The 16,155-nt window shown below is 57.1% G+C and carries 14 protein-coding genes; 7 read left to right on the top strand and 7 right to left on the bottom strand.

Annotated features, from left to right (window positions below; genetic code table 11):
• Positions 1–53: 53 nt before the first annotated feature.
• Positions 54–1,079 (bottom strand): Fe(3+) ABC transporter substrate-binding protein, encoded by a 1,026-nt coding sequence (locus K7H09_RS12410; RefSeq protein ID WP_041159515.1) that lies wholly within the window; start codon positions 1,077–1,079, stop codon positions 54–56.
• A gap of 243 nt (positions 1,080–1,322) precedes the next feature.
• Between K7H09_RS12410 and K7H09_RS12405 the strand changes: the two genes are divergently transcribed.
• Positions 1,323–2,441, top strand: coding sequence for an ABC transporter ATP-binding protein (locus K7H09_RS12405; RefSeq protein WP_041159514.1), 1,119 nt, complete (start codon positions 1,323–1,325; stop codon positions 2,439–2,441).
• A 24-nt stretch (positions 2,442–2,465) separates the two neighbouring features.
• Here the strand turns inward: K7H09_RS12405 and K7H09_RS12400 are convergent, their stop codons facing one another.
• The 4 genes from K7H09_RS12400 to dctP all read right to left on the bottom strand — a co-directional run bounded on the left by K7H09_RS12400 (position 2,466) and on the right by dctP (position 7,334).
• Positions 2,466–4,151: an ABC transporter permease gene (locus tag K7H09_RS12400; protein ID WP_041159513.1), complete on the bottom strand. Its 1,686-nt coding sequence runs from the start codon at positions 4,149–4,151 to the stop codon at positions 2,466–2,468.
• Positions 4,152–4,327: 176 nt separating this feature from the next.
• Positions 4,328–5,665: a TRAP transporter large permease gene (locus K7H09_RS12395; protein WP_009288578.1), complete on the bottom strand. Its 1,338-nt coding sequence runs from the start codon at positions 5,663–5,665 to the stop codon at positions 4,328–4,330.
• Positions 5,662–6,165, bottom strand: a complete 504-nt coding sequence (locus K7H09_RS12390; protein WP_009288577.1) for a TRAP transporter small permease subunit — start codon at positions 6,163–6,165, stop codon at positions 5,662–5,664. The genes K7H09_RS12395 and K7H09_RS12390 overlap by 4 nt, the downstream gene beginning before the upstream one ends.
• Positions 6,166–6,230: 65 nt before the next feature.
• A complete protein-coding gene (gene dctP, locus K7H09_RS12385) occupies positions 6,231–7,334 on the bottom strand; it encodes a TRAP transporter substrate-binding protein DctP (protein WP_009288576.1) in 1,104 nt (367 codons plus the stop codon).
• 434 nt (positions 7,335–7,768) lie between these two features.
• On the opposite strand from dctP, the gene K7H09_RS12380 reads away from it, so the two are divergent.
• Positions 7,769–9,856: a tRNA(Met) cytidine acetyltransferase TmcA gene (locus K7H09_RS12380; protein ID WP_167522540.1), complete on the top strand. Its 2,088-nt coding sequence runs from the start codon at positions 7,769–7,771 to the stop codon at positions 9,854–9,856.
• 27 nt (positions 9,857–9,883) lie between these two features.
• Positions 9,884–11,350, top strand: coding sequence for an aminoacyl-histidine dipeptidase (locus K7H09_RS12375; protein ID WP_041159511.1), 1,467 nt, complete (start codon positions 9,884–9,886; stop codon positions 11,348–11,350).
• Between the two features lie 63 nt (positions 11,351–11,413).
• On the opposite strand, the gene K7H09_RS12370 is transcribed toward K7H09_RS12375, so the two are convergent.
• Both K7H09_RS12370 and K7H09_RS12365 read right to left on the bottom strand, forming a co-directional pair.
• Entirely contained in the window at positions 11,414–11,890 is a 477-nt protein-coding gene (locus K7H09_RS12370; RefSeq protein ID WP_027958621.1) for a Dps family protein, read from the bottom strand.
• Positions 11,891–12,136: 246 nt separating this feature from the next.
• Positions 12,137–13,270, bottom strand: coding sequence for a glycerate kinase (locus K7H09_RS12365; protein ID WP_041159409.1), 1,134 nt, complete (start codon positions 13,268–13,270; stop codon positions 12,137–12,139).
• 182 nt (positions 13,271–13,452) lie between these two features.
• On the opposite strand from K7H09_RS12365, the gene K7H09_RS12360 reads away from it, so the two are divergent.
• From K7H09_RS12360 to K7H09_RS12345, 4 genes are all read left to right on the top strand, one after another.
• Positions 13,453–14,013 (top strand): hypothetical protein, encoded by a 561-nt coding sequence (locus K7H09_RS12360; protein WP_022522069.1) that lies wholly within the window; start codon positions 13,453–13,455, stop codon positions 14,011–14,013.
• A complete protein-coding gene (locus K7H09_RS12355; protein ID WP_041159408.1) occupies positions 14,010–14,369 on the top strand; it encodes a hypothetical protein in 360 nt (119 codons plus the stop codon). The genes K7H09_RS12360 and K7H09_RS12355 overlap by 4 nt, the downstream gene beginning before the upstream one ends.
• Entirely contained in the window at positions 14,366–15,025 is a 660-nt protein-coding gene (locus K7H09_RS12350) for a DUF1007 family protein (RefSeq protein WP_041159407.1), read from the top strand. The genes K7H09_RS12355 and K7H09_RS12350 overlap by 4 nt, the downstream gene beginning before the upstream one ends.
• A gap of 79 nt (positions 15,026–15,104) precedes the next feature.
• Positions 15,105–16,154 (top strand): nickel/cobalt transporter, encoded by a 1,050-nt coding sequence (locus tag K7H09_RS12345; protein WP_009287464.1) that lies wholly within the window; start codon positions 15,105–15,107, stop codon positions 16,152–16,154.
• The last annotated feature ends 1 nt before the right edge of the window (position 16,155 follow it).

The raw sequence follows: 16,155 nt of genomic DNA, 5'->3' as shown, positions 1-16,155 counted from the left end.
TTAGGTGCTTTTTGCCTAGCGAGGTTCTTCCTTCAATGCGGGCAGAGGGGGGCTTAACGCCAGCCGACGCGATCAAAAATGCGGATCGCTTCAGGGTTGTTCTCACCCAGCACGCTGATGTTCACGTCATCCGTTTTGAAGTTGCCCCAGGATTCCAGCACCGGGTCTTTCTTGATGCCGTCAACTACCGGGAACTCATTGTTGCCGGAGGCGAAAATTTCCTGAGCAGTGTCGGAAGACAGGTATTCGAGGAAGCGAATGGCGTTTTCGCGGTTAGGCGCACCTTCCACCACACCGGCTCCGCCAACGTTCACGTGAGTGCCGCGGTCATCCTGGTTGGGGAAAATAATCCCCACTTTACGAGCCGCTTCACGCTCGGCGTCGTCGTCGGATTTTAGCAGGCGAACATAGTAGTAGTGGTTAGCCACGGCGATGTCACACTCGCCGCTGGCCACGCCCAGAATCTGGTCGGTATCGCCACCTTCCGGATCCCGCGCCATGTTATTGACCACGCCCTGGGCCCACTCTTCAGCACCCTCTTCACCGTGGTGCTCGATCATTGCGGCCAGCAGCGACTGGTTGTAAATGTTGTTGGAAGAGCGAATGCACACCTTGCCTTCAAACTGCGGGTCGGCAAGGTCTTCGTAGCTAGTGATCTGGCTCGGATCGAAGTTTTCACGGTTATAGAAAATAGCCCGTGCGCGCTGACTAAAGCCGAACCACAGGCCGTCAGGGTGGCGCATGGCTTCGGGCAGGCGCTCGTTGAGAACGTCCGACTCGACGCTTTGGAAGATGCCTTCATCTTCAGCGCGCCAGAGGCGGCCAGCATCGACAGTGAGCATGATATCTGCAGGGCTGGCCACGCCTTCGCGCTGAATGCGCTCGATCAACTGGTCGGAATCGCCTTCAAGGATGTTGACTTCGATGCCTGTCTCTTCGGTGAACGCATCGTAGAGGCGCTCGTCAGAGTCGTAGTGGCGTGCGGAGTAAAGGTTGAGCTCGTCTGCCGCGACCTGACCGGCAAACGTAGCGCCCACCATCATCGCTGCCATCGGAGCAACAAAGCGTACGGTTTTCATCAAGCACATCCTTATTTATTGAATGATAATAAGTTACATTATTAACATTGTTATTGAAGCGTTTCGTATGCCTTCAGTCAAGAGTAAATGCCTACCCAAAAGGTGGTACGTGCATATCAGGGCAATTAAAAATAGAATGCAAACAACTTTCAAATGTACTGAATCCGCGTTTAGTCTTTTAGAGGTGCGGTTTGCTCACCTGGAAAGTGCTATTCAGACAGTGCTAATTAATAGCGGTGATTTATGACGGCAACTCTAAAGGTAACTGAAAGAAGGGCTGCTGAGGAAGCGCCTGGCTCTTCGGCGTTAACCCTGCGTAATGTACGCCACGCTTATGATGGCCATACGGTTGTAAAAGGGGTGGATTTAAGCGTTGCTCCAGGAGAGGTGGTCTGCCTATTAGGCCCCTCTGGTTGTGGCAAAACAACGCTGCTGCGTATCGCTGCGGGCCTTGAAGTGCTGCAAGAGGGCAGCGTTTCCTTGGAGGATATTTATATTGCAGGCCCGGGCCAGCGTCACGTGCCGCCGGAGAAACGCAATGTCGGGCTGGCGTTTCAAGACTCGGCACTTTTCCCCCACTTAACCGTTTTGGAGAATGTCACCTTTGGGCTTAAACATTTAGCTTCTCGCGAGCGTCGGGAGCAGGCGGCCAAACTGCTTGAGCAGTTGGGGATGGCCGCGTATATCGATGTGTACCCACACATGCTATCCGGCGGGCAACAGCAGCGGGTGGCTTTGGCACGGGCGCTGGCGCCATCTCCGCGCTTAATGCTGTTGGATGAACCGTTTTCAAGCCTTGATGCGCGGCTGCGAGACCGAATCCGCGACGATACGCTGCACGTGCTTAAAAAAGTCGGCGCGGCGACGTTGCTGGTGACCCATGACCCCGAAGAGGCCATGTTTATGGCCGATCGCATCGCGCTAATGCGGGATGGCCGGATCGTGCAAACGGGAACGCCGCGAGAGCTTTACTGCTCACCTCAAGACCCTTTTGTCGTGACCTTTTTTGGCGACGTCAATGAGCTACAGGGCAAGGTGCATAATGGCGCGGTTAACACGCCCGTGGGGCGGGTGCCGGCCGGTGGGCTAGCGGAAGGCAGTGACGCCCAGGTCATGATTCGCCCTGAGGCGCTGCGTATTGTTGAGCGTGAACTGCCTGCGGATGAGCACCGCCATAGCCATGTGGTAATGGCGAAGCTGCTGGGGCGGACCAGCCTTCTACACCTGTGTGCCCATGGTGGAAACGGCCTTGAGGCCCACCTGCACGCCCGCGTACCTGGGGTGTTTTTACCCGCGGAGGGGCAGCCGGTGGATATTCATCTCGACCTTTCACAGGTATTTGTTTTTCCCCTTGTGGTCTAGCAATTAGTGCTTGGCATTTAGCTTTTACGACTGAGCGCCGGGACGTGAGCGACGCATGGCCATGCTAAGCAGAATGACCGGCAGGATGCCCACTACCACAATTGCCAATGATGAGGTCGATGCTTCGGCCAATCGCTCGTCAGAGGCGAGATTATGCGCCCGCACGGCCAGGGTGTCGAAGTTGAAGGGGCGCAGAATAATCGTCGCGGGCAGTTCCTTCATGACGTCAACGAAGACTAAAATTCCCGCCGCCAACAGGCTGCTGCGCATCATTGGTGTATGAATGTGGCGCAGCGTGCCCCCTGCCGTTTGACCCAGGGTGCGCGAGGCGGCGTCCATGCTGGGGGTTACTTTGCCTAAGCTCGCCTCAACAGCGTTGAACGAGACAGCTAGAAAACGCACGACATAGGCGTATAACAAAATAAACGCCGACCCACTGAAGACCAGGCCAACGATGTAGCCATAGTGATTATTCAGCCAGGTGTTGAGGGCGTTATCCAACCAGGCAAACGGAATCAGAATACCCACCGCGACTACCGAACCGGGAATCGCGTAGCCCATAGAGGCTACGCGAGAAGCCACCCGCGCAAACGTCGTATCGTGCATGCGTACGCCGTAGCTCAGCACAACGGCCAAGCCCACGGCGATTAGCGCAGCCACTGTTGCCAACCCCAGACTGTTCCAGGCGTAGCCAATAAATCGCGAGCCCCACAGTGAATCACCCCCTTGCAGGGCTAGATTGAGCAGAATGCCACTGGGCAGTAAAAAGCCCACCAGCACCGGCACCAGGCAGGCTAGTGTCGCCGCAGCAGCGCGCCAGCCGTGCAGCGCGTACTCGGGCAACTGCTGATAGCGATTGGTGGTGTGGAAGTAGCGGCGTTTACCCCGTGACCAGCGCTCCAGCAGCACTAGCACAATCACGAAGGTGAGCAGGCATGCCGCCAGCTGTGCCGCCGCTACCTGTTCACCCATGCCAAACCAGGTGCGGTAGATGCCGGTGGTAAAGGTATCCACGCCGAAGAACTGAACCGCCCCAAACTCGTTAAGTGTTTCCATCAGAACCAGCGATACCCCACCCACCAGCGCCGGGCGTGCCAACGGTACGGCGATACTGGCAAACAGTTTCCAGGGGCCGCGGCCAAGAGTGCGGCCCACATCCAGTACGCAGACCGACTGCTCTAAAAACGAGGCGCGGGCCAGCAGGTAGACATAGGGGTAAAGCACCAGGGTAATCACCGTCGCGGCGCCACCAAGGGAGCGAATATTGGGAAAGTAGTAGTCGCCATACTCCCAGCCAAATGTCTCGCGTAGTAGGCTTTGTAACGGCCCGGCAAATTGGAGAAAGTCGGTGTAAGCGTAGGCGATAACGTAGGTGGGTACTGCTAACGGCAGTAGTAGCGCCCACTCGAATAGCCGCTTGCCTGGAAAGCGGCACATGACCACCAGCCAGGCCGTCCCGGTACCAATGATAAGCGTGCCGAGTCCTACGGTCGTAACGAGCCAGAAGGTGTTGTTCAAATAGCGGCCAAGTACGGTGCTGGCCAAGTGTTGCCAAACGCCATCGGTGGGCATCGCAATATGGGCAAACACTACCAGCACAGGCAGCGCCACGACGAACGCTACTGCTATCAGGGCAATCGACCAGGGGCTAGCGCGATGGCTAAGTGAAGAGGAGAAGGCGAATAGCCCGCGATAGCCGGATCTGAACAAACGAACACTCCTTGCAGCAGCGTAAAGTGGTGCAGCGCACTTGATGCGAAATAGTGACGGGCGTGAATAGTAGCACTGGCGCTGCGCTGCTGCAGCTTTGCAGGCGGGTAGGTGGTGCAAAAAAGCCCGCCGAAGCGGGCCATAATGGTTGGACGTTAAGCTTAAGTTCAAAGGACCTAGTAACCGCCCAACAGCATTCTAGGCAGGCCGGTAATCAACCACGGGAAGAACGCCATTAGCGTACAGGCCAGCAGAATCAAGGCGACGAAGGGCACGACCGCTTTGTACAGATCGACGATTTCGACCCCGGGTGGTGCCACGCCTTTTAAGTAGAACAGCGCATAGCCAAAGGGTGGGGTCAGGAACGATGTCTGCAGCACTACCGCCACCATCACCACGAACCAGAGCATATCCACACCCATGGTTTCGACGATGGGCAGCATGATCGGGAAGCTCAGCAGTACGATGCCGGTCCAATCCAGGAACATGCCCAGGATAAATACCAGGAACAGCATCAGAATCAGTGCCCCAATGGTGCCGCCAGGCATTGCCAGCACAAGGTCGCTAATCACGGTCATGCCGCCACCGCGCGAGAACACACCGGTAAAGGCAGTAGCACCGACGAGTACCAGCATGACCATGGTGGTGGTCTTGCCCGCCTCTATCATCGTCCAGAAGCAGGTGCTGATTTTGCGGTCGCCGAAGATCATAAACAGGATAAAGGCGATAAAGACGCCGATAGCGGATGCTTCAGTGGCGGTGGCGACGCCGGTAAATAACGCGCCCAGCACGCCCAGGATCAACGACATGGGGGGAAGCACATACTTCGCCAACATGATCAGCAGTTGTTTAGTGCTGACTTCGGCGCGTTCTTCGGCTGGTACCTTAGGGCCATAGTGCGGTTTGATGTAGCAGATGATCAGTACGTAGAGTGCATACATGACCCCAAGTAGCAGGCCGGGAATCAGCGCGCCAGCAAACAGTGCGCCCACGGAAACCGGTGAGTAGCTGGCCATCAGAATGAGCATGATGCTGGGCGGAATCAAGATGCCTAAACAGCCGCTGGCCATAATAACGCCTGCGCTCAGCTCTTTGTTGTAGCCATACTTGAGCATCGGCACCAGGGCAATCATGCCCATTACTGCAATTGAAGCGCCAACAATACCGGTGGTAGCCGCTAGCAGCACCGATACAATGACCACGGTAAGCGCCAAGCCACCGCGCAGGTTCGCCAGCAATAGGCGCATGGCGTCAAACATCTTCTCAGTAACACCAGAGTCGTTTAAGAACCTCGCCATCAATATGAATAGCGGTATCGCGACCAGGACATAGTTATCCATGGCGTTACCGAAAATATTGTTGATCAGGGTGCCGAGAATGCGCTCGCCGGGGCCAAGAAAGGCACCGATAACGGCTACACCGCCTAGCACAAACGCCAACGGGTGGCCCATAAACAGCCCCACCATCAGGCCGCCAAACATCACCAGCGTGAGTACTTCAGGACTTAGGTTCATGCTGATGCCTCCTCACGAAGCTGCATGATGGCACGCAGCACAATGGCAATTGCCTGCAGCAGAATCAGGATAGCGGCGACCACAATCACCCCTTTGATCGGGTAGACCGGGATTGAGACCATGCCATAGGTGGTTTCACCGCGGCTCCAAGCGCGTTCAAAGAAGCTCCAGCCCAGGGTGATCAGCATCCAGATAAAGGGGACAAAGAAAATCAGGTAACCAAGCAATTCCAGCACCGCTTGCTTTTTGCGCGACAGCAGACGTTTTAATATATCGACTTCCACGTGGGCATGATGTTTGAGCCCATAGGCCGCCATTAGCATAAAGTGGGCGCCAAACAGCATTTTGGTCACGTCAAATGCCCAGTCGCTAGGGCGCCCAAACAGAAAGCGTGACGCAATATCGTAAAGAACAATCAGGGTAATGATGGCAATCAATGGAGCGATGACACGCCCAAAAGCTTCATTGATGGCATCGATCGCCTTGGCAATCGCATTCATGGAAGATCTCCGCGGTCAGCACAAAAAAACCGCCCTGGCAAACACCAAGGCGGCACAGAAGCGCCTTACAGGCAGGCTTCGATCTCTTCCAGTGAGGGCAGGTTATCCATCACGCGACTCATGTTGAAAGGAGCGGAAACATCGCGCCAGGTTGCGTAGTGCTCAAGGTAGGCAATCATCGACTGGTAGACCTTGGCGTGGTCAGCAGATTCGCAAGCACCGCGCAGAATCACTTCGTTGGTGACTTCCTGAATGCGCGCCAAATCTTCTTCAGAGAACTGATTGATCGTGACGCCTGCGTCGATGAACTTCTGTGTGGCTTCGGTCGACTGGCGCTCAGACCAGGCCAGTGACCATGCCATGGTGGCATCCGCCGCAATACGCAGAGTCTCTTGGGTCTCTTCTGAGAGGGCGTCCCAGGCGTCTTTATTGATCATTACGCCAAATACGCTGGCAGACTGGTGCCAACCGGGGGTTGCCCAGTAGTCCGCCACTTCGGCAAAACCGGCATTGAAATCAACGCCAGGGGTGGAGAATTCACCCGCATCGATAACGCCGCGTTCAATGGCTTGGTAGACTTCACCACCCGCCAGAGTGACTTGCGAGCCGCCCAGCTCTTCGAGTACGCGGCCCTGGTCGCGGCCCGAAAGGCGCAGACGCTTGCCTTCCAGGTCGGCAATGCTTTCAATCGGGGTGCGGCCCATAAAGCCCGACTCATTGTTGGTAATGCCGTAAGGCAGATAAACCATGTTGAACTGGCCGTAGATCTCTTCGTACAGCTCGCGGCCGCCCCACTGCTGAATCCAGTTAAGGTAATCAACGCCATTAAACAGGCTGGTGGTCGTGGCCAGTGGTGAAAAAGCGGGGTTCAAGCCGGCCCAATAGCCCGGCCAGTCGCCTGCGGCTTCAATGCTGCCCGTTTCGGTGGCGTCAAATACTTCTGTGCCGGGCATCAGCGTACCGCCGGCACGGAAATTGATCTGTAGCTCTTCTCCCGCCAATTGATTGACCAGTTCCACCCAGTGCTGGTCAATCTTGATCAGGTCAAGGTTTTCCGGCCAGGTGCTGGTCATTGTCCACTCTTCTTGTGCTTGGGCGGTGGTCGTTAAGGCAGCGAAGGCAATACCAGCGGCAAGGCCGGTGAGGGCAAATTTGTTCATTGTTTTCATGATGTATTTCCTGGTTTGGCGCGTGGCGTTATTAGTGTTGGGTACCTGGATGCAGGAAAGTGCAGCGCTGCTGGGTTACGTTTACGTAAACATGGGTTTTAGCGCTGCAGAGCTAAATTAGCACAACAACCCCGCTGCAGTGCAATATCAGTAATGTAAGAGATTTCAGCCGTTGGTTTTTATGGGAAAACCCTATTGGTTTAATTAAAACAAATAGTTATGTTGTTTTTTAAGCGTCGAGATGAGTAGTTGCGTCTCTCAAGAACGTTGAAAGGAGTTAAATTGTTCAACCAAAGTTGTAGCATAAGCGCTCCATAAGAGGCTCAGCGGCACACTTACACACTTAATAGGGTAACGTGATGGGAAGCAGTCGCGCTGGAGCAGGAAATCATTTGTTAAATATCCATGTGCTAGAGAATAAACCGCAAGCGCGGATGGTGGCGGCGTTGGTTCATCATGCGCAGCGTTTGGCCCGCCGCCGCTGGCGCCAGCTTGTGTGGCTAAGCGGCGATGCCGAGCAGTGCCAATCCCTTGCGCAGGCTTTATGGCAAGCCCTCCCCTGGAGTGCGCCGTTATGGGTGGGGGGCGAACACCTGTCGCCACGCAAGGCGCGCACGCGCCTGGGCGCAGAACACCAGTTGGTAGTGCTCGACACCCACCGCACCGGGTTTGATCCCGAAGCCTTGGGGGCGCTGGCGGGAACGCTCACCGCCGGTGGTTTGCTGGTATTGCTCACCCCGCAGCCGTGGGGAGAGTCACCGGATCCAGATTACGCACGTTTTGCTGATCATCCCTGGCGCTGGTCAGAGCTGAGCTGCCACTACCTGGCGCGCTTAGCGCGCCAGTTGCAGGCCTCGTCTCAGGTAGTGCGCTGGCGCGCTGACCAGACGCTGTATCTACCTCGACTGCCTGCGCGCAAAGCAGATGAAGCCGCAAGTGGCGATAGCGACTGCCTGACTTCAGACCAAGCCTACGCAGTGACACAGCTGGTTGGCTTAAAGCGCCGCCGCCCGTTGGTAATAACCGCTGATCGTGGGCGCGGCAAAAGCGCCGCGCTGGGCATTGCCTGTGCTCGGCTGCTGACCCACAAAGCCCAACGAGTAGTGCTCACCGCGCCGCGGCTGAGTGCGGTGGAGAGCGTGTTCGAGCGGGTAGCGGAACTCTGCCCGGATGGCCGTCGTGTCGCTACCGGCCACTTTGTATTGGCCGAGGGCAGCGAGCTGATGTTTTTACCCCCGGATGTGCTCACCGAGCAGGTTAAAGCTCAGCAGCAGGGCGGTGATGGCAGTTATCTAATGGTCGATGAGGCGGCGGCGATTCCCGCTGCACTGTTGGGCCAGTGGCTCGCGGTCTTTCCGCGTATTGCTTTTGCCACCACGGTGCACGGCTATGAGGGGTCGGGAAGAGGCTTCGCCTTGCGCTTTCGCGCGACCCTTGATCGCCTGACGCCCCAGTGGAAAGCGCTAACGCTTAACGCACCGATCCGCTGGCGCAGCGGCGACCCGTTGGAAGCTCTGGTCAATCAACTGCTGTTGTTAAAAGCACCGCTGCCCAGCGCTCAGACGGATGGCAGCGCAGTGGCAACCAAGGTGATTGATCGAGCTCGCCTCGCCCATCAAGACGCTATGTTGGAGAAGCTGTTTGGGCTGCTGGTACAGTCGCACTACCGCACCTCTCCCAATGACCTGCGCCAACTGCTTGACAGCCCGGGTGCTCAGCTACGCATGATTGAGCAGGCAGGTGAACCTCAAGCGGTGTTGGTCACCCGTGAAGAGGGCGGCTTTGAGGCCACTCTTGCCGACCGGGTCGCCCGCGGTGAACGACGTCCCCAGGGGCATTTGTTGGCGCAATCGTTGGCAACCCATGCCGGTAGCCGTGAGGCATTGACTGCCCGCTGGCGTCGAGTGGTACGTATCGCTACCCACCCCGAGCGGCGACGCCAAGGCTTGGGGCAAGCGTTACTAGGCGAGGATATGGACGCTGCCAAGCAGCAAGGTGCTGCACTTTATGGCGCGACCTTCGGCGCTGAAGCGTCACTGCTGCGCTTTTGGCTGGCGCTGGGTTTTACGCCGGTACGCTTAGGGATTACTCGGGAGACATCCACCGGGGAGTTCGCTGTTATGGTGGCCAAAGCGTTGAATTCAGAGGGCGAGGCGGTGCTTGCTGATCTTAGTGAGCGCTTCCAGACGGCGCTCCCAGCTCTGCTGGCTTTTGAACTCAAGGCGCTACCCGCAGCAGTGCTCGTAGTGCTGCTCGCTCAAATGCCAAGCATGCCACTGAGTGACCGCGAGTGGCAGGATATCGAGGACGTAGCGACCGCCCATCGCGACCCCGCTCTTGCCCGCTCGGCTCTGCAAGCCTTGGCCCGCGTAGCCAGCCACCGCGCTTTAACTGAGACACAACAGCAGGCACATCAACAATTATCTGCCTGGGCGTTCCAAAATATCGCTCTGGCGGATGCTCATAACGACGCAGTGAAATCCCTGCGCCTCGCTGTCAACAGCCTCATTGAGGTAAAGTAGATCGGTTACCGATAACGAAGAGTCTTTATGAACGCACATCTTGACGCGCTTGAGCCCTCCTTGGTTTGGCGCCACTTTCGAACGCTTTGTAATACGCCGCGCCCCTCTGGGCATGAGGCGGCACTCGTCGCTACCCTCGAAAGCTGGGCCGATGCCCAAGGCCTCGCCCACGACCGGGATACCTTCGGTAATTTACGCCTGCTTAAGCCAGCCTCTCCCGGCTGCGAACAGGCGCCCGGCGTGGTACTCCAGGGCCACCTGGACATGGTGGCCCAGGCCAACAGCGATCATGCTCACGACTTTACCCGCGACCCGATCAGTACCTATGTGGCCGACGGCTGGCTGCACGCCGATGGCACCACTTTGGGCGCAGACAACGGATTGGGCGTGGCGGCGATTCTCGCCGTGCTGGAAGACCCTGATTTACGCCACGGGCCGTTGGAAGCGCTATTCACCTTGGAAGAAGAGACCTCCATGGGCGGCGCTCTGAACCTGGCTGAAAATTGGCTCGAAGGTTCGCTGCTACTCAACCTGGATAGCGAAGATCGGGGGCAGGTCTATATTGGCTGTGCGGGCGGGGCCGACGTTGAAGTCGATGCCCAACTGCCCAGTGCCGCCGCTGGCGACCACGAACGGGTGATCGAAATCGTCTTGACCGGCCTGAAGGGTGGCCACTCCGGCGCGGATATCCATAAGCCGCTGGGTAACGCCAACCGGTTGTTGGTTAGAGTGCTGCGCTCCCTTGAGGCGTTTGATGCGCGCTTGATTAGCTACCAAGGCGGCACCTTGCGCAATGCGATTCCCCGGGAAGCCTTTGCCCAGGTGGCACTGCCCGCCGATGAAGTGGATGCAGCCATGGTGTCTATCGCCGGGCTGGAAACGATTCTGTTAAGAGAGTTAGGCAGTGGCGACAGCGGCCTTAAAATTAGCGCCCAACGTCTGACTGAGATACCCGACGCGGAGCCGCTAACCTTGGACGCCAGCGTTATGCTGCTGGCCGCGCTTCACGCTGCCCCCTGTGGCGTCGAGCGGATGAGCGCGGATGTGCCAGGCGTAGTGGAAACCTCCAATAACCTGGGCGTGCTAAGCCTGGAAAATGGCCGGTTACATCTCTGCGCACTGGTACGCTCACTCCACGACAGTGCGGTGGTGGCCATGGGGGATCGCTTTCAAGCGCTGTTTGGATTGATCGGCGCACGGGTAAAAGTTGAGAACAGCTACCCAGGTTGGGCGCCGAATCCGAATGGCGAGCTTCTAGCGACCTTTAAAGCCCGCCATGCGGCGCTGCTGGGCCGTGAGCCGGAGGTGAAGGTGATTCATGCCGGGCTCGAGTGCGGCATTCTTGGCGGCAAATACCCGCATTTGGAGATGATCTCTTTTGGCCCGCTGATTCGCGGCGCCCATTCGCCGGATGAGCGGGTAGAGATCGCCTCTGTGGAGGAGTTTTGGTCAATGCTGCGGGCGCTGATTGAAGATCTTGCCGATCAGCGCTAGTTCTCCTACGCGAATACAAAAACGGCACCTAGACGGTGCCGTTCTTACATCAAAAGATGACGCTTACTTGCTTAAATAGGCGTTGAGCATCCAGATGGTTTTTTCCTGCTCGCGAATGTAGTCACCGGCTTGCGCCGCGGTACCTTCATCGTCGGCGTCAGAGGCAAGCGCCAGCAGCTCACGCTGCAGCTCAATGATGGTTTGGTAGCCTTTCAGCACGCCTTTGACGCAGGTGGTGCCATCGTGAACGTCTTTATCTTCCTGAATGCGCGACAGCGTTACGTAGTCGCTGTAGGCGTGTACCGGCTTGTGACCCAGGGTCAGGATGCGCTCGGCAACCTCGTCCACTTTGGTCAGCAGGTCGGTGTAGAACTCTTCAAACTTGGCGTGCAGCTCGAAAAAGTCGCTACCGCGAACATTCCAGTGGTAGCCGCGTACGTTCATATAGAAAATTTGGTAATTGGCCAGCAGGTGGTTGAGCTTTTCTGCGAGTTGACTAGCGCTACCTTCGTGTAGGCCAATGCTGTTGGTGTCAGTCATATCCTGCTTCCTCTTTATGCCGCAGTGTTTATGCCACAGTAGGCGGCGGTTGATGCGTGCTTTCAGAATAGGGTGTAACTGTAGCGATGCAAAACAAGTTTTTTGCATCGCGGCCATAGATCTTTGAAATAGAACTTTGAAATTAGCGCTTTGCCATTGGTGCTTCGACATTAAGCCACTTTCGTTACCCTTTGCTGATTTAATAGATGCTGGCGGCGAGAGCTTTTTTCAAGGTCTACATACATTTCAAGGTCTGTGTACCCACAGACGAAGCAGGCTTTCACAGCGCGCTTCCAGCAGTTTAGCGGTGCGCGGTAGTGCGTCAGCTAACGTCATGGGGCCATCGGCTAACGCGAAAGCGGCGGTGACGCCTTCATCAAAACAGGCTTGCCAACCATCGCCTAGGCTGCCCGCCAGCACGATGACGGGTTTGTGGAGACGTTTGGCAGCACGGGAAACGCCGATGGGCGTTTTACCCGCCAGGCTCTGCCCATCCAAACGGCCTTCGCCGGTAATCACCAGGTCGGCACGGGCCAACAGCGAAGCCATGCCGGCCTGCTGCATAATCATCTCAATACCGGGCTTTAGCGTGGCATTTAAAAAAGCCTTGGCCGCAAACCCCATACCGCCCGCGGCCCCTACGCCCGGTAGCATTCGATAATCATCGCTTAATGCATGAGCGCTGATATCGGCGAAGTGACCCAGCGCACGATCCAACTGCTCGACCTCTTCAGGTGATGCACCTTTTTGCGGGCCAAATACCGCGCTGGCACCACGTTCGCCTAGCAGCGGGTTGTCCACATCAACGGCGGCTTCCAGGCTAAACTTGGCTAACCGCGGGTCTAGTCCATCGAGTTCTAAGCTAGCCAATTGGTTAAGCGCCGCGCCGCCGGGGGGAAGCAGTTCGCCGCTCTGATCTAAAAAGCGCGCGCCCAGTGCCTGCAGCATACCGGCGCCGCCGTCATTGGTGGCGCTGCCGCCAAGCAGCAAAAGCGCTTTTTCTGCGCCTTGATCCAGTGCCGCCAGCAGTAGTTCACCCACCCCAAAGGTAGAGGTGTGTAGCGCATTACGCTCGTCGGCCGCTAAGTGCTGTAATCCGCTGGCTTCAGCCAGCTCAATAAACGCGGTACGCTGGTCGCTCAGCCATCCCCAGGCTGCTTGACGAGGGCGGCCCAGGGCATCTTGAACGTTTAGCTGGCGCCGCTCGGCACCAGTAGCGGCGATGAGTGCGTCTAGACTGCCTTCGCCGCCGTCCGCTAAAGGGCAGACTTGAATGTGCGCCTCAGGTGCAGCGCGCTGCACGCCCCGCGCCATGGCAGTTGCGGCGTCTTGGGCGCTCAGTGCATCTTTGAAGCTGTCGGGGCAAAGCAAAACATTCATTAGCACGATCTCCGCAAAACGGTGTCTTCAATACGGTGTCTTCAATACGGTGTCTTCAATACGGTGTCTTCAATACGGTGTCTTCATTACCCTACAATGTCAGTTAAGTATGACCACTTTTGGCGAGCTTAGCGCGCTAGCCTGCGCCAAACCAGCGGCCTCGCCCATTTAGAGGGACTAACATGAAGTCGATACCCATAAGCTTAACCTGTCTGCTGGTACTTGCTGGCTGCCAAGTGGTTCCTGACCGTCTGCCCCAAGCGGAACCAGCGCCAGCGGCTTCGTGCTATTTCCCCGCCACCCATGAGCGGGCGCTGGAAACCAGCGTTGAGGTGCTCACCGAGTGGGGGTTTACCCTGAACTCTACCGATACTTCCCTGGGCTTGATCAGCGCCAGCCGCGAACGGCCACTGCACGGCTATTATGATCCTTACGATGATGCCTACAGCTATGGGCGTGGAATGCGCCTGTTTGGTGGTGTGGGCATAGGGCGCGGTGGTTCCGGTGTCGGTTTTGGCATCGGGGGGATTGGTTATGGCGGTGGCGTGGGCCAGCAGCCGGTGGAGGTGGAGCGTGTATCGCTATTGGTGGACGACACGCATATACGTATATCCCGAGATATTCGCCGCTTCGATCACTGGGGTGATCTGCGTGAATCCTACAGTGCCAGCAACGACGATTTCTGTCAGCGCTTTCAAACCAGTTTTACGCAAACCGTCCCTGCGACCGGGAGGCCGTTATGAGAATGCGCCACTGGTTGTTAATCGGGCTACTGGGTGGATTGGTTGGCTGCGCGACGACAACGCCTTTGGAACCCCGTGAACTGGTTTACGCTACCTCTTCAGAGGAAACCTTCCGCGAAGCCGTGGAATTGATGGTGGAGCAGGGCTATGTGGTACGCCATGCGGATCTGTCGTTGGGGCGCGCCGAGGCATCCCTTGCCCGCTGGCCGGAGTATCGCCTGCAACTGCAGGTAAGCGAAGAGGGCAGGGGCAGCCGCGTTAGTGTGTCGGCGCTGAAGGGAAGTCAGCCCTTGCCGCCCTATTTGCTCGACCCTTGGCTTGTCGCCTTGCAACATAAATTAGGTGTCGCGCCATGAAGTGGGCGGGTACCGCAGTAGCCGTTTGCTTGGGTATGAGTGGCTTTGTGGTCAGCCCCGATGCCCGTGCCCACCCTCACGGCTGGATCGACCTGAGTGTGCGGGTCATCACCGATGATCAGGGCATGGTGAGTGGCCTGCATCAAACCTGGCGGATGGATCCCTTCTACAGCCTGGTCGTTTTTGAAGAACTACAGCAGGTGGAAAACGCCAGTCTAGAGGAGGGGCTGGATCAGCTTGGCAAAGAGATTCGCGATAATCTCGCCGCGCAGCACTATTTAACCGAAGTGAGTATTAATGGTGAACGCCAGGCGTTGGGTGAGGTAAGCGAATATACCGCCATGGAGCGGGATGGGCGGCTTACCTTTATGTTTATCCTGCCGCTGGAAGCGCCCCAACCGCTGACAGATGCCATGCTTAGCTACCAAGTGTTTGACCCCACCTACTACATCGAAGTGGTGCACGAGGAGGAAGGTGGCCAGCCACGGGATGATGCACTGATACTTCACGGTGAGCCTGTCTGTGAGTTGTCTATTCTCCCCGCGGATCCCGACCCTGAGTTGGTGATGCAAGCGGCGCTGCTCGATAAAGATGAGAGTGGTGAGCCCGGCTTGGGGCGCTATTTTGCCGAAACCGGCCAAGTTGATTGTCGCTAGGCGCTGTTCGAAAACAGGCAGAGCCGTGCTATTTTATGGCCTTGTTACTTTATAACAGCTTTTTCGGTGGAGCGGTTAAATGTTTTTAACACGGCCCTTTACACGTCAATTAGGGTTAATGCTGGGTCTGCTGCTAGCCGCAGCAGTGCTCATCATCGTTTGGCAAGGCGGGTTTCAGAGCGTGAGCTATCAGCTACTTGGTTGGCAGCGTGATCTGCACCGTTCGCTAACGCTGGCGATTACCGAACTGTCGCGCACCCCCACCATGGCGACCTGGGTGAGCCTGCTAGGCATTAGCTTCGCTTATGGCGTCTTTCATGCCGCCGGGCCGGGGCACGGTAAAGCCGTCTTGGCGACCTACTTAGCCTCCCACGGCGGTGCGGTAAAGCGCGCCTTGGGGCTCTCTTTTGCTGCCTCCTTACTGCAAGGCGTGACCGCCATTGCGCTGGTCGTTGTGCTGGTTTACGGCCTAGGCTGGATAACCCGGCAGGCCATGGGTAGCGTTGCCTGGGTAGAGCAGGCTAGTTTTCTGCTGGTGGCGGCGTTAGGGGCGTGGCTATGCTGGCGGGCCGTCAAGCAGTTGCGGCGAGCCTATCAGCCGGAGCGAGCGGCTCATTCGCACAGCCCAGGCCATGAACATAATCAAGACCATGAACATAATCCAAACCACGAACATAGCCATGGTCATGACCACAGCCACTGTTGCGGTGGTGCTCACCATATTGAACCGCATCAGGCGTTAGATTGGCGTACGGCGATGATGACGGTCGGTGCTATTGGTATGCGTCCCTGTAGTGGGGCGGTATTAATGCTGGGGGCAGCCAGCTTGCTGGGTCAGTTTGAGGTGGGGGTAGCATCGGTAGTGGCCATGTCGATCGGCACTGGGATAACCGTATCAGCGCTTGCCCTGGCGAGCATTTTTGCCCGTGGCTGGGCGCAGCGGCGCTTATCCAAGCAGCAGTACAGCCAGCGCAGCGTACAAAAAGCCACCGGCTGGGTGGCCTTGGCCGGTGGTGCGCTGATAGTAGTAATAGGGATTTCGCTTAGCGTTGCGGGCGTCGCACAGCCTGCCAGTGGGCCGCTCCTCAATGAGCCACCTGCTCGTCAAGGCCACCCATTAACGGGGTAAA

This window comes from Halomonas sp. IOP_14 (assembly GCF_021021315.1).
In the GTDB taxonomy this organism is placed as follows: domain Bacteria; phylum Pseudomonadota; class Gammaproteobacteria; order Pseudomonadales; family Halomonadaceae; genus Vreelandella; species Vreelandella titanicae.
This window is presented reverse-complemented; position numbering and strand designations above follow the sequence as displayed.

Coding starts and splice junctions, on each gene's coding strand:
- K7H09_RS12360 (WP_022522069.1), top strand. CDS start 13,453: ATGAAGTCGATACCCATAAGCTTAACCTGTCTGCTGGTACTTGCTGGC.
- K7H09_RS12410 (WP_041159515.1), bottom strand. CDS start 1,079: ATGAAAACCGTACGCTTTGTTGCTCCGATGGCAGCGATGATGGTGGGC.
- K7H09_RS12395 (WP_009288578.1), bottom strand. CDS start 5,665: ATGAACCTAAGTCCTGAAGTACTCACGCTGGTGATGTTTGGCGGCCTG.
- K7H09_RS12355 (WP_041159408.1), top strand. CDS start 14,010: ATGAGAATGCGCCACTGGTTGTTAATCGGGCTACTGGGTGGATTGGTT.
- K7H09_RS12370 (WP_027958621.1), bottom strand. CDS start 11,890: ATGACTGACACCAACAGCATTGGCCTACACGAAGGTAGCGCTAGTCAA.
- K7H09_RS12350 (WP_041159407.1), top strand. CDS start 14,366: ATGAAGTGGGCGGGTACCGCAGTAGCCGTTTGCTTGGGTATGAGTGGC.
- K7H09_RS12365 (WP_041159409.1), bottom strand. CDS start 13,270: ATGAATGTTTTGCTTTGCCCCGACAGCTTCAAAGATGCACTGAGCGCC.
- K7H09_RS12390 (WP_009288577.1), bottom strand. CDS start 6,165: ATGAATGCGATTGCCAAGGCGATCGATGCCATCAATGAAGCTTTTGGG.
- K7H09_RS12375 (WP_041159511.1), top strand. CDS start 9,884: ATGAACGCACATCTTGACGCGCTTGAGCCCTCCTTGGTTTGGCGCCAC.
- K7H09_RS12345 (WP_009287464.1), top strand. CDS start 15,105: ATGTTTTTAACACGGCCCTTTACACGTCAATTAGGGTTAATGCTGGGT.
- K7H09_RS12405 (WP_041159514.1), top strand. CDS start 1,323: ATGACGGCAACTCTAAAGGTAACTGAAAGAAGGGCTGCTGAGGAAGCG.
- K7H09_RS12380 (WP_167522540.1), top strand. CDS start 7,769: ATGGTGGCGGCGTTGGTTCATCATGCGCAGCGTTTGGCCCGCCGCCGC.
- dctP (WP_009288576.1), bottom strand. CDS start 7,334: ATGAAAACAATGAACAAATTTGCCCTCACCGGCCTTGCCGCTGGTATT.